9 protein-coding genes are annotated in these 13,248 nt (G+C 70.3%); 6 read left to right on the top strand and 3 right to left on the bottom strand.

Going from position 1 to position 13,248, the window contains the following annotated elements:
- Positions 1 to 334 precede the first annotated feature (334 nt).
- The 3 genes from JGS39_RS34880 (at position 335) to JGS39_RS34890 (ending at position 4,486) form a co-directional block, all read left to right on the top strand.
- On the top strand, positions 335 to 1,294 hold the full coding sequence (locus JGS39_RS34880) for an SCO0930 family lipoprotein (protein WP_219573759.1): 960 nt from the start codon (positions 335 to 337) through the stop codon (positions 1,292 to 1,294).
- A 202-nt stretch (positions 1,295 to 1,496) separates the two neighbouring features.
- Entirely contained in the window at positions 1,497 to 2,315 is an 819-nt protein-coding gene (locus JGS39_RS34885) for an SAM-dependent methyltransferase (RefSeq protein WP_219573760.1), read from the top strand.
- Positions 2,312 to 4,486 carry a putative bifunctional diguanylate cyclase/phosphodiesterase gene (locus JGS39_RS34890; protein WP_219573761.1) on the top strand — a complete coding sequence of 725 codons (2,175 nt, stop codon included), beginning with the start codon at positions 2,312 to 2,314 and terminating at the stop codon, positions 4,484 to 4,486. The genes JGS39_RS34885 and JGS39_RS34890 overlap by 4 nt, the downstream gene beginning before the upstream one ends.
- Positions 4,487 to 4,518: 32 nt before the next feature.
- On the opposite strand, the gene JGS39_RS34895 is transcribed toward JGS39_RS34890, so the two are convergent.
- The gene (locus JGS39_RS34895; RefSeq protein WP_219573762.1) at positions 4,519 to 5,436 is read right to left on the bottom strand and encodes a LysR family transcriptional regulator; all 918 of its coding nucleotides are present in this window, start codon (positions 5,434 to 5,436) and stop codon (positions 4,519 to 4,521) included.
- A gap of 95 nt (positions 5,437 to 5,531) precedes the next feature.
- On the opposite strand from JGS39_RS34895, the gene JGS39_RS34900 reads away from it, so the two are divergent.
- From JGS39_RS34900 to JGS39_RS34910, 3 genes are read left to right on the top strand one after another with little or no spacing between them, the layout of a single operon-like run.
- Complete coding sequence (locus tag JGS39_RS34900) at positions 5,532 to 6,239, top strand: succinate dehydrogenase (RefSeq protein ID WP_219573763.1); 708 nt, start codon at positions 5,532 to 5,534, stop codon at positions 6,237 to 6,239.
- A 1-nt stretch (position 6,240) separates the two neighbouring features.
- Complete coding sequence (locus JGS39_RS34905) at positions 6,241 to 8,073, top strand: fumarate reductase/succinate dehydrogenase flavoprotein subunit (RefSeq protein WP_219573764.1); 1,833 nt, start codon at positions 6,241 to 6,243, stop codon at positions 8,071 to 8,073.
- Positions 8,070 to 8,816: a succinate dehydrogenase/fumarate reductase iron-sulfur subunit gene (locus tag JGS39_RS34910; protein ID WP_219573765.1), complete on the top strand. Its 747-nt coding sequence runs from the start codon at positions 8,070 to 8,072 to the stop codon at positions 8,814 to 8,816. The genes JGS39_RS34905 and JGS39_RS34910 overlap by 4 nt, the downstream gene beginning before the upstream one ends.
- A 73-nt stretch (positions 8,817 to 8,889) precedes the next feature.
- Here the strand turns inward: JGS39_RS34910 and JGS39_RS34915 are convergent, their stop codons facing one another.
- Positions 8,890 to 10,656, bottom strand: coding sequence for a glycosyl hydrolase family 18 protein (locus tag JGS39_RS34915; protein WP_236064159.1), 1,767 nt, complete (start codon positions 10,654 to 10,656; stop codon positions 8,890 to 8,892).
- Between the two features lie 164 nt (positions 10,657 to 10,820).
- Positions 10,821 to 13,244, bottom strand: coding sequence for an excinuclease ABC subunit UvrA (locus JGS39_RS34920; RefSeq protein WP_219573767.1), 2,424 nt, complete (start codon positions 13,242 to 13,244; stop codon positions 10,821 to 10,823).
- Positions 13,245 to 13,248: the final 4 nt, after the last annotated feature.

Here is a 13,248-nt window from a genome sequence, read left to right on the forward strand (position 1 = left end):
CCGCCGCACCGCCGTCGCCGTCGCCGATCGAGGCGTACGCGCAGCTGTCGGCCAGCGCGGGCGTCGGGGCGGTCAGCAGCCAGGTGAGTGCGACGGCCGCGGTGAGCCGGCCGATGAGTGATCCGTACACGAGGGGGAGCATGTTCCGGGCTGCGGCGGGGCACGCCGGACAGCCGTGGGATTCGCCTGATGGAGGGGACCTGGGGCACTCGGTGTTTGAGGCTCCGGAAGAATCTGTGTACGCATTGAACAAAGAACGGCCCCGCGCCCGTATCCACTGCCATGAACGGCGCGAACCCGCGTCGCAACTGGCGGAAGTACCACGGGAGTTGACATGAACACCTGGCGAAACTCCTCGCTCGCGGTCACCGCGGCGGCCCTGTTGGCGCTGACGACGGCGTGCGGTCAGGACAAGGGCGGCGAGTCTCCCGACGGGCAGAACGTGGGCAACGCGAGTCCGGTCGGACAGGCCGCCGACAGCTACGGATCGGACAGCGGCTACGGTTCCGGCGCGACGACGGAGGCCGCGTCGGCGAAGCAGGCCGGTCAGCTCGCGGTGTGGGACAGCAAGAAGCTCGGCAAAGTCGTGACCGACAGCGAGGGATTCACGCTCTACCGATTCGACAAGGACACCGCGAGCCCACCCAAGTCGAATTGCGAAGGCGACTGTGCGAAAGCCTGGCCGCCGGTGCCCGCGGGCAATGTCACGGCCGCCGCCGGAACGGATGCCGCTACGGTCGGGAAGGTCACCCGCGCCGACGGTACGCAGCAACTCACACTGGCCGGCTGGCCGATGTACCGGTATGCCAAGGACGCCGCCCCGGGCGACGCCCTGGGGCAGGGAGTGGGTGGAACCTGGTTCGCCGCGGCGCCGGACGGCAAGAAGGCGGCGGTGAACGCGGACGGTCCCTCGGGTGCGGAACCGGCCGGCCTCGCGGGACTCTCGGTGCGCAAGGATCCGAAACTCGGCGATATCGTCGTGGACAAGCGCGGCATGACGGTCTACCGGTTCAAGAAGGACGTTGCGTGGCCGATGAAGTCGGCCTGCACCGGTGCCTGTCTCTCGAAGTGGCCGGTTGTCGCGCCGGTCGCGAAGAATGATGTGAAGGGCGTCACGACGAAGGGTTTCGTCACCTTCGACCGGCCCGACGGACTCAAGCAACAGGCCATCGACTGCTGGCCCCTCTATACGTTCTCCGGGGACGTCAAACCCGGTGACACCAACGGCCAGGGGGTCGGGGGCACCTGGTACGCGGTCTCCCCCCAGGCCAAGTTGGCGGGTGCGCCGAAGTAGTTCCCACGGGGTCCTCCGCTGCCGTCCCGTCGCCGAATGTCACAGCCAGCGACGGGGCGGTTGCACATGCCACTGGTGTGTGACCAATAACGGACCGCTAATTTCCGTTTCCGCTCGCTCTCCTGGCGGTGGGTCAGTAGCCTCTGGTCAATACTGACCATGAACATGGCCGGATCCCCGAGGCGACTTGTTGGAGACATCGATGGAGCGTCCCGCCTGGGCACCGCAAGGCATTGACATTTCGGTGCCGAGCGTGTCCCGAATGTACGACTTCTATCTGGGCGGCTCGCACAATTTCGAGGTGGACCGGGAAGCGGCTCGCAAGGCCATGGAGTTCATGCCGGGACTTCCCAAGATCATGCAGGCGAACCGCGCCTTTATGCGGCGCGCCGTACGCTTCGCGCTCGACGAGGGCGTCACGCAGTTCCTGGACATCGGCTCCGGGATACCGACCTTCGGAAACGTGCACGAGGTCGCGCAGGCGCTCGACCCACAGGCGAAAGTGGCCTACGTCGATCATGATCCCGTCGCTGTCGCACACAGTCAGGCCGTACTCGAAGGCAACGACCGCGCCGTGATCGCCGCGGCCGACCTGCGCCGGCCGGAGGAGATCCGCGACCACCCCGACGTCTCCAAGCTCCTCGACCTGGACCGTCCCGTTGCGCTGCTGCTCGTCGCCGTCCTCCACTTCATCGAGGACGCCGACGACCCGCAAGCGGCCGTCGCCGCGCTGCGCGACATCCTGGCCCCGGGAAGCCTGCTGGTCGTCACCCACGCCTCGTACGAAGGGGTTCCCGTCACGAGGGAGGAGGCCGGCGGCGCGGTGGGGGTGTACAAGGACATCCGCAACCCGCTGGTCATGCGCTCCCGCGATCAGGTCGGCCGGTTCTTCGACGGCTACGAGATGGTCGAGCCCGGACTGGTGCCGATGCCGCTGTGGCGTCCCGAGGTCTCAGGCGCGCAGGAGAACGAGGACCCGTACGCCTTCGCGGGCTTCGCCGGAGTGGGACGCAAGGCGTGAGTATTCCCGCCCAGGCGTCCGGAGCCCCGGACGCGGAGCCCGACGGCCCCGAGGACCGGCTCCGGAGATTCGCCACGATCTGGAGCCGGGCGATCTTTCCGTCGACGGCCACCTCCATGACCCGGCCGGAGTTCGAGCAGCATCTGCTGCCGCTGGCCCGCGCGCTCAGCGACACGCTGCACGCCCGCCCGTTCGACCCGGCATCCGCAGGCGCGGTGGGCACGGCCCTCGTCGCGGCGCACTGCACGGATCCGGACGCGCTCAGCTCCACGCTCGGCGTCGTCGACTCGTATCTGGTGCTCTACTGCGGCAGCAACGGACCGGTGGCGCTCTCGACCGAGGACAGCCGGTCCCGCAGCGCGCGGATCCAGCACGCGGTCGCCGGCGGCTTCTCCCAGGCGCTGCGCGAGCGGACCCTCGCCGAGCAGGAGGCCATCGCCCGCTCGGCGCTCTCCGCACGCTCCCATGCCGAACAGGCGCTGCACGCGACGGAGGCGCGCTTCCGGGCCGTCTTCAAGGACGCGGCCATCGGCATCGGCATCGCCGACCTGGACGGCAACCTGCTCGAGATCAACGACACCCTCACCCGGATGTTCGGCGGTCTCGAGAACCACGTCCTGAGCCACCGCCTCAACGAGTGGGTCCACCCGGAGGACACCCCGCAGGTCTGGAAGTACTACAACGAGCTGGTGCGCGGCGAGCGCGAGCACTACCGGGTCGAGAAGCCGTACTACCGCAACGACGGCACCGTCCTGTGGACCAATCTGACGGTGTCGCTGCTCCGTGACTCCGACGGCCGGCCCGAGTACCAGCTGGCCCTGATGGAGGACACCACCGAGCGCCGGCTCCTCAATCTGCGGCTGCGGTACGAGGCCACGCACGACGCGCTCACCGGCCTGCCGAACCGGACGCTCTTCCTTGAGCGGCTGGAGAAGGCGCTCGCGGCGGGTGACGGAAGCCGGTTCGGCCTCTGCTACCTGGACCTGGACGGCTTCAAGGCGATCAACGACAGCCTGGGCCACGCGTCGGGCGACCGGCTGCTGGTCGAGGTCGCGGACCGGCTGCAGAGCTGCGCGACCGCACCCGGCGAGATGGTGGCGCGCCTGGGCGGCGACGAGTTCGTGGCGCTGACCACCGGACCGGACACCGCCGCGGAGGTCGACGAACTTGCGTGCCGGCTCCTGGGTGTACTCGCCGCGCCGGTCCGCCTCGACGGGCGCGAGCTGACCGTCCGCGGGTCCATCGGGGTCGTCGAGGGGCCCGCCGGTGAGCGCAGTGCCGCGGAGGTGCTGCGCAGCGCCGACATCACGATGTACCGGGCCAAGTCCGCGGGCGGCAACCGCTTCGAGCTCGCCGACGCGGAGGCGGACGCCCGCGCGATCACCCGGCACGGCCTGACCACGGCGTTGCCGGCCGCGCTGGAACGCGGTGAGTTCTTCATCGAGTACCAGCCGCTGGTGCACCTGGACGACGGTTCGGTGCACGGCGCGGAGGCCCTGGTGCGCTGGTGCCACCCGCAGCACGGTGTGCTGGGGCCCGACCGCTTCATCGCACTCGCGGAGCACACCGGGCTGATCGTGCCGCTCGGCCGCTGGGTGCTGGAGGAGTCGGTGCGCCAGGCCAATTTCTGGCAGGAGCGGCACACCGATGGCGGCCCGCTGCGGATCAACGTCAACCTCTCACCGGCCCAGCTGCACCACCCGCGGCTGGTCGCGGAGACCGTGGACGTCCTGGAGCGTTCCGGGCTCGAAGCGGGAGCGCTGTGCCTGGAGGTCACCGAGTCGGCCCTCATCGGGGCGGACGAGGACCTGCTGAAGCCGCTGCGGCAACTGGCGGACATGGGCGTCGACATAGCCCTCGACGACTTCGGCACCGGGTACTCCAACCTGGCGAACCTGCGGCGGCTGCCGGTGAGCGTGCTGAAGCTGGACCGGTCCTTCACCCAGGGGATGCAGCACCATCCGGCCGACCCCGTCGACCTGAAGATCGTCGAGGGGATCGTGTCGCTCGCGCACAGCCTGGACCTGGCCGTGACGGTGGAGGGCGTGGAGACGAGGGCGCAGGCGGAGCAGCTGCGGCAGCTGGGCTGCGACACCGCCCAGGGCTGGTACTACGCGCGCCCCGGTGCACCCGACCGGATCCACTCCCTGCTGCTGGCCGACGCGGTGTGAGTCCGGCGGGCGCCGTGCCCCCGAGTCCGTCCTCAAGCGCCGGGCGGCCCTGAGGGCACGGCGTCCGCCCGGCTGGCGAGGAGCACCCGCTGCAGCTCCCGCGCCGCCCGCGGCGGAGCCACGTCGCTGCGGTGTGCCAGCGCGATGGTGCGGCGCAGTCCCGGCCGTGCGAGGGGCGTCGTCCGCAGGTCGTGGCCGGCCCGGGTGGCCACCATGCTCGGCACCACCGCGACACCCAGGCCGGCCCGGACGAAGCCGAGCACGGCGTCCATCTCGCCGCCCTCCACCGTGAACGACGGCTCGAAGCCCTCGGCGCGGCAGGCGGCGACCGTCAGCTCCCGCAGGTCGTAGCCGTGCCGGAACATCACCAGCGGCTCGCCCTGGAGATCAGCGATCCGGACCGTGCCGCCCCGGCCGGGCCGCGGGCCGTCCGCCGAGGAGACCACCACCAGATCCTCCTGGAGCAGTTCGACGGTGGTCAGCGCCGGTGAGGCCGCGGGCAGCGGCAGCACCACGAGGGCCAGGTCGAGTGCGCCGCGCGCCAGTTCGCGTACCAGGTCGTGCGAACCGCCCTCCTCCAGCAGCAGCTGGATCCCCGGGTGCAGGTCGTGGAAGTCGCGCAGTACGTCGGGCAGCAGCCCCGTGCAGACGCTGGGCGTCGCGCCCAGTCTGACCCGGCCGCGGCGCAGCTGGGCCAGCTCCTGGACCTCGTGACGCGCGGTGTCGGCGTCGGCCAGGATGCGCCGGGCGAGCGGCAGCAGGGCCTCGCCGGCGTCCGTCAGCGTGATGTTGCCCCGGGCCCGGCTGAACAGTTCGGCGCCCAGTTCGGTCTCCAGGGACCTGATCTGCTGGGAGAGCGAGGGCTGCGAGACGTGCACCTCCTCCGCGGCCCGGGTGAAGTGCCGGGCCTCGGCGACCGCCACGAAGTACAGGAGCTGCTGGAACTGCATACACCCAGCCTACCGCCCCTGATAGGGCATGCCTATGGACATCAGCCACTCCATGTCTTGGACTGATCGGGCCCCTCGGCCCTAGCGTCGTGTTCATGGCATTGGCAACACGGACGGACCGACGGCCGTCCATGACGCGCACGCTCTGGGACTCATCCGTCGGCAAGAAGACGATCATGGCCGTGAGCGGTCTGATCATGCTCCTCTACTTGGTCGTCCACATGGTCGGCAACCTGAAGATCTTCTTCGGTTCCGACGAGTTCAACGGCTACGCGCACTGGCTGCGCGTGATGGGCGAGCCTTTCCTGCACCACGAGTGGGCGCTGTGGATCGTCCGTGTCGTCCTGGTCGCCGCGGTGGTCCTGCACGCGGTGTCCGCGTACCAGCTCAGCCGGCGCGACCTGCGGGCGCGCCCCAGCAAGTACGTGCACAAGAAGCCGCGCGCGAGCTATGCCACGAACACGATGCGCTACGGCGGCATCATCATGGCGCTGTTCATCGTCTGGCACATCCTGGACCTGACGACCGGGACCGTGCACTCGGGCGGATTCCAGTCCGGGCACCCGTACCAGAACGTCATCGACACCTTCTCCACCTGGTACGGCAACGTCATCTACATCGTCGCCATGCTCGCCATGGGGCTGCACGTCCAGCACGGGTTCTGGAGCGCGGCGCAGACCCTCGGCGCCGGCCGCGCGACCCGCGACCGCGCCCTGAAGACCCTCGCCAACGTTCTGGCGCTGGTGCTGACGGTGGGCTTCGTCTCCGTACCCGTCGCCGTCATGACCGGAGTGGTGAGCTGACATGAACGACTACACGGACTACGCGACCGGCGCACCGGTCACCGACACCAAGGCGCCCGCCGGCCCCGTCGCCGAGCGCTGGGACACCCGCCGCTTCGAGGCGAAGCTGGTCAACCCCGCCAACCGCCGCAAGCACACCGTCATCGTCGTCGGCACCGGACTGGCCGGCGGCTCGGCCGGTGCGACGCTCGCCGAACAGGGCTACCACGTCGTCCAGTTCTGCTTCCAGGACTCGCCCCGACGGGCCCACTCGGTCGCAGCCCAGGGCGGCATCAACGCGGCGAAGAACTACCGCAACGACGGCGACTCGGTCCACCGGCTCTTCTACGACACCGTCAAGGGCGGCGACTTCCGCGCCCGCGAGTCCAACGTCCACCGCCTGGCCCAGATCTCCGTGGAGATCATCGACCAGTGCGTGGCGCAGGGCGTCCCCTTCGCCCGCGAGTACGGCGGCCTCCTCGACAACCGCTCCTTCGGCGGCGTCCAGGTATCCCGCACCTTCTACGCGCGCGGCCAGACCGGACAGCAACTGCTCCTCGGCGCCTACCAGGCGCTCTCCCGGCAGATCGCGGCGGGCAACGTCGAACTGCACCCCCGTACCGAGATGCTCGACCTGGTCATCGTCGACGGCAAGGCCCGCGGCATCGTCGCCCGCGACCTGGTCACGGGGAAGATCGACACGTACTTCGCCAACCCCTGCTTCACCCAGATCCACCCCACCTGCATCCCGCGCACCGGCGAGCACCAGTCCAAGCTGACGCTGATGAGCGAGTCGCTCCGCAACGACGGCCGCATCTGGGTGCCGAAGGCCAAGGGGGACGACCGCCCCGCGAACGAGATCCCCGAGGACGAGCGCGACTACTACCTGGAGCGCATCTACCCCGCCTTCGGCAACCTCGTGCCCCGCGACATCGCCTCCCGCGCCGCGAAGAACGTCTGCGACGAGGGACGCGGCGTGGGCCCCGGCGGCCAGGGCGTCTACCTGGACTTCGCCGAAGCCATCGAGCGGATGGGCCGCGCCAAGGTCGAGGAGAAGTACGGCAACCTCTTCGACATGTACGCGCAGATCACGGCGGAGAACCCGTACGAGACCCCCATGCGGATCTACCCGGCCGTGCACTACACGATGGGCGGTCTCTGGGTCGACTACGACCTCCAGACCACGATCCCGGGCCTGTTCGCGATCGGCGAGGCCAACTTCTCCGACCACGGCGCCAACCGGCTCGGCGCCTCCGCGCTGATGCAGGGCCTCGCCGACGGCTACTTCGTCCTGCCGTCGACCATCAACGACTACCTGGCCCGCAACCCGCACCACGACGAGGTCGACGCCTCCCACCCCGCCGTGGAGGAGGTCGTCGCCGAGACCGAGGACCGGCTCAACCTGCTGCTGGCCGTCGACGGCGACCGCACCCCCGACTCCTTCCACCGGGAGATCGGTGAACTCATGTGGGAGTACTGCGGAATGGCCCGCACCGAGGAGGGCCTGCGCAAGGCCCTCGGCCGGATCCCGCAGATCCGCGAGGAGTTCTGGCGCCGCATCAAGGTCCCCGGAACGGGCGCCGAGTTCAACCAGTCCCTGGAGAAGGCCAACCGCATCGTCGACTACCTGGAGCTCGCCGAGCTCATGTGCCTCGACGCCCTGCACCGCGCGGAGTCCTGCGGAGGCCACTTCCGCGAGGAGTCACAGACCGCGGACGGCGAAGCCGCCCGCCGGGACGAGGAGTTCTCGTACGCGGCGGCATGGGAGTTCGCCGCCACCGGCGAAGCCCCCGTCCTGCACAAGGAAGACCTCGTCTTCGAGTACGTCCACCCCACTCAGCGGAGCTACGCATGAAGCTCACCCTGCGCGTCTGGCGCCAGAAGAACGCCGGAGCCCCCGGCGCCATGTCCACCTACGAGGTGGACGGAATCTCGCAGGACATGTCGTTCCTGGAGATGCTCGACACCCTCAATGAGGAGCTCATCCTCGAAGGCGACGACCCCGTCGCCTTCGACCACGACTGCCGCGAGGGCATCTGCGGCGCGTGCAGCCTGGTCATCAACGGCGACGCCCACGGCCCGGAGCGCACCACCACGTGCCAGCTCCACATGCGGTCCTTCGAGGACGGCGACACGATCGACATCGAGCCCTGGCGCGCCTCGGCCTTCCCGGTCGTCAAGGACCTGGTCGTGGACCGTTCGGCGTTCGACCGGATCATCCAGGCCGGCGGCTACATCTCGGCCCCGACCGGTACGGCACCCGACGCGCATGCGACACCGGTGCCCAAGCCGGACGCGGACTTCGCCTTCGAGCACGCCGAGTGCATCGGCTGCGGAGCCTGCGTCGCCGCCTGCCCCAACGGCTCGGCGATGCTGTTCACCTCGGCGAAGGTCAACCACCTGAACGTTCTGCCGCAGGGCGCCCCGGAGCGCGAGACGCGGGTCCTGGACATGGTGGGGCAGATGGACAGCGAGGGCTTCGGCGGCTGCACGCTCACCGGCGAGTGCGCCACGGCCTGCCCGAAGGGCATCCCGCTGCCGTCGATCTCCGCGATGAACAAGGAGTGGCTGCGGGCGACCCGCAAGGTCCACCGCTGAGCGCTCGTGCCGGTTCCCGGTCCCGGAGGCCGCCCGCCCCCGGGACCGGGAAGTCCGTATGCCGCCGGCAGGGTCAGGAGGTCACGGAGAGATCGTCCCCGTAGACCGTGCCCTGTCCGTACCAGCCGTGCAGATAGACGGTCACCGTGCCGCTCGCGCCGGTGGTGAAGGCCACCGACTGCTTGGCGTAGCCGCTCGACGAACCCCAGGTGTTCGCCGACGCGCCGCCCCGGACACCGAGGTAGCCGTAGTTCCCCTGCACCCACCCCTGAAGCGTGTACTTGGTGTTGGGCGCCAGGGTGAGCGTCTGGGTGCACTCGCCGGTCTGCGAGGAGGTGGCCGCGACGGCGAGGGCGTGCGTACCGCCGTGCACCGGGGTGGAGACGACCGCGCCGCCGGACTCACAGGTCCAGGGACCGAGCGAGCCGGTCTCGAAGTTGCCGTTGACCAGCGATCCGGTGCCGCCGCCCGGACCCGAGACGGTCAGGGTGTACGGGGCCGAGTGGCTCAGCGTGCCCGAAGCGCCGGTCACGTTGATGGTGTACGTGCCGGGTGCGGCCGACGCCGAGGCGCTGACCGTCAGCGTCGACGTGCCCCCTGCGGTGACCGACGCCGGGCTCAGCGAAGCCGTCACTCCGGCCGGCGCCCCGCTCGTCGTCAGTGCGACGGTCTTGGCGCTCCCCGAGGTGACCACGGTCTTCACGGTGGCCGTGGCCGAACCGCCCGGTGCAACCGTCGCCGATGCGGGGGTGACGGCCACCGAGTAGTCGTCCGTCACCGGGCCGCTGCCGCCGCTCGTGAACGGGGCGAACGTGTGGCTGAAGTACCAGGTGTCCTGCGCGATGCCGGAGCAGGTGTCGCTGCCGCCGGTGCCGGGACAGCCGCCGTTGTCGCGCTGGAGTGCCCAGAACGACAGCGTGCTGACGCCCTTGGAGACGGCCCAGTTGTAGACCTGGGTGGCATCGGCGGTGGTGAACGTCTCGGCGGGGCCGTAGTCGTCGATGCCCGGCATCTCGATGATGCCGGTCATGCCCCAGAGCTGGGCGTCGGTCTTCGACGGATACAGATCGGCGAGCTGGCCCTTGAGGCCGGTGATCGCCGTCTGGGTGTCCTGTGCCATGTTGTGCGCGGCACCGTCGTAGTAGTCGAACGTCATGAGGTTCACGACGTCGACCTTCGCGCCGTTGGACACCGCGTTCTCCAGCACCGCGAGGCCGCTCTCGGCCAGCCCGCCCGTGGTGGTGGGCAGGGTGTACGAGATCTGCACCGAGCGGCCGTTGGCGGCCGCCCAGTCCTGGACCTTCTTGATCGCCTTGTTGCGGCGGTCGATGCCGGCGCTGTTCTCCAGGGAGTTGTCCTCGATGTCCATGTCGAGGCGGGACACGTCGTAGGTCGTGATGACCTTCTCGTACGCCGCCGCGATGGAGTCGACGCTCGTACAGCTGTCGGCGATCTCGGTTCCGCCGTTGTCGGCCGCGTAGCCGCCGAACGACGGGATCACATCACCGCCGCGCGACCGGATGGTGGTGAAGTCGGCGCCGAACTCGGACGAGGCGATGGGGGTGCCCGAATCGCCGTTCCAGTAGGGGGTGCAGGAACCGCGGGCCTGCGTCTGGATGAAGGCCATGGTCAGGTACTTCGCGCCGGACGCCTGGGAGAGCGCGGCCGGGCTGTCGCCGTTCCACGCCTCGAAGTACGGGGCGAAGACGTGTGCGGGCAGGGGGGTTGCGGCGGTTGCGGCGGCCTGTGCGCCGGCGCCTGATCCGAGGACCAGGCCTGCGGACGCGACGACGGTGGCCAAGGCGCCGAGGACGGCGCCGACTTTTCTTGGACGTCTCATGGGGGAGCTCCCAGCGGGGTGGGACAGCGGACGGATTGCCGTGAGGCATGCCCATGATTGGTCTGGACCAGATAACTGTCAACGTTCTTTACTGTTTCATGTCCAGCCGCTGCCCTGGCACTTAACTCGCTTGGAGTGCAGGGAAGTTGGACTTGGCGGGGCGTTCAGTCCCGGGGGAGCGCAGCTCGGAGGTATGCGGCCGTGCGGCCGTCCTCGGCCCGGGCCACCTCCGCCGGCGGCCCGGCCGCCACGATCCGGCCGCCGCGGTCGCCGCCGCCCGGGCCGAGGTCGATCACCCAGTCGGACCCCGCCACCACGGCCATGTCGTGCTCCACCACCACGACGGTGCTGCCCGCGTCGACCAGCCCGTGCAACTGCCGCATCAGCACCTCGACATCGGCCGGATGCAGCCCGGTCGTCGGCTCGTCGAGCAGATACAGGGTGTGGCCCCGCCGGGCGCGCTGCAGTTCCGCGGCCAGCTTGATCCGCTGCGCCTCGCCGCCGGACAGCTCCGTCGCCGGCTGCCCGAGGCGCAGATAGCCGAGGCCCACATCGAGCAGCGTCCGCAGGCTGCGTCCGGCGGCGGGCGTGTCCGCGAAGAAGCCGGCCGCCGACTCCACCGTGAGGTCCAGCACCTGGGCGATGTTCAGCCCCCGCAGGGTGACGTCGAGCGTCTCCGGGTTGTACCGCGCTCCGTGGCAGTCGGGGCAGGGCGCGTACGTACTGGGCAGGAACAGCAGCTCCACCGAGACGAACCCCTCGCCCTGACAGGTCTCGCACCGCCCGCCCGCCACGTTGAAGGAGAACCGGCCCGCCCGGTAGCCCCGCTCGCGCGCCACAGCGGTCGCGGCGAACAGCTTGCGCACGACGTCGAACAGCCCCGTGTACGTGGCCAGGTTGGAACGGGGGGTACGGCCGATGGGCCGCTGGTCGACCTGGACCAGGCGGTCCACCGCGGCCAGCCCCTCCGCCGAGGCGCAGCCGGGCGCCGGCCGCTCCACCTGCTCCTCCCCGGCGTCCGAGGCCTGCCGGTCCGCCAGCGCACCCGCCAGAACCTGGCCCACCAGTGTCGACTTCCCCGAGCCCGAGACCCCGGTGACGGCCGTGAACACCCCGAGCGGGAAGGCGGCGTCCACGCCGCGCACGTTGTGCCGGTTCACCCCGTGCAGCCGCAGCCACCCCGAGGGCGTGCGTACCTCGCGTACGGGAGCGGGGGCGTCGTCGAAGAGGAAGCGCCGCGTCGCCGACTCCGCGACGTCGGCGAGAGCGGCCGGAGGTCCGCTGTGCAGGACCCGGCCGCCGTGCTCACCGGCCAGCGGCCCCACGTCGACGAGCCAGTCCGCCTGCCGCACCACATCCATCTGGTGCTCCACGACGAAGACCGTGTTGCCGGCCTCCTTGAGCCGGCCGAGCACCGCCAGCAGCGACTCCGTGTCCGCCGGATGCAGCCCGGCAGACGGTTCGTCCAGGACGTAGACGACGCCGAAGAGCCCCGACCGGAGCTGGGTGGCCAGCCGCAGCCGCTGGAGTTCGCCGGACGAGAGCGTCGGAGCCGTACGGTCGAGGCTGAGATAGCCCAGACCCAGTTCGGTGACCGTCCCGATCCGGGCCAGCAGGTCCCCCGTCAGCACCCGGGCGGTGTCGTCCCCGCCCGCCGCCGAGAGCACCTCGGCGAGCTCCGTGAGCGCGAGGCCCGCCAGCTCCGCGATCGTACGGCCCGCGAAGGTCACCGCCAGGGCCTCCGGCCGCAGCCGGCTGCCCCCGCAGACCGGGCAGGGCGCACTCGTCAGGAAACGTTCGGCCCTGGCCCGCAGCGGGCGGCTCCGGGAGTCGGCGAACGTGTGCATCACATAGCGCCGCGCGCTCATGTACGTACCCTGGTAAGGGCGTTGGATCCGGCCCGCGTCGCGCACGGGATGCACGGTGACCACCGGCTGCTCGTCGGTGAAGAGGATCCACTCACGGTCGGCCGGATCGAGTTCGTGCCACGGCCGGTCGATGTCGTAGCCCAGTGCGTCCAGCACGTCGCGCAGGTTCTTGCCCTGCCACGCCCCCGGCCAGGCCGCGATCGCCCCGGCCCTGATCGACAGCCCGGGGTCGGGGACCAGGAGCTCCTCGGTGGTGCGGTGGATCCGGCCGAGACCGTGGCATTCGGGGCAGGCGCCGACGGCGGTGTTCGGCGAGAAGGAGTCCGAGTCCAGTCGCTCCGCCCCGGGCGGGTACTCGCCGGCCCGCGAGAACAGCATCCGCAGGGAGTTGGACAGGGTCGTCACCGTACCGACGGACGACCGCGCCCCCGGCGCGGACCGGCGCTGCTCCAGCGAGACCGCCGGCGGCAGCCCGGTGATCTCGCCGACCTTCGGTGCGCCCACCTGGTGGATGAGCCGCCGGGCGTAGGGCGCGACGGACTCGAAGTAGCGGCGCTGGGCCTCCGCGTAGATCGTCCCGAAGGCCAGTGAGGACTTCCCGGACCCGGAGACGCCCGTGAACACGGTGAGGGTGTCGCGCGGGATGTCGACCCGGACGTCCCGCAGATTGTGCTCGCGTGCGCCGCGGACCCTGACGTACGGATCGTGGGGGGTGGGCATGGGG

Source organism: Streptomyces poriferorum, from assembly GCF_019399235.1.
GTDB lineage: Bacteria > Actinomycetota > Actinomycetes > Streptomycetales > Streptomycetaceae > Streptomyces > Streptomyces poriferorum.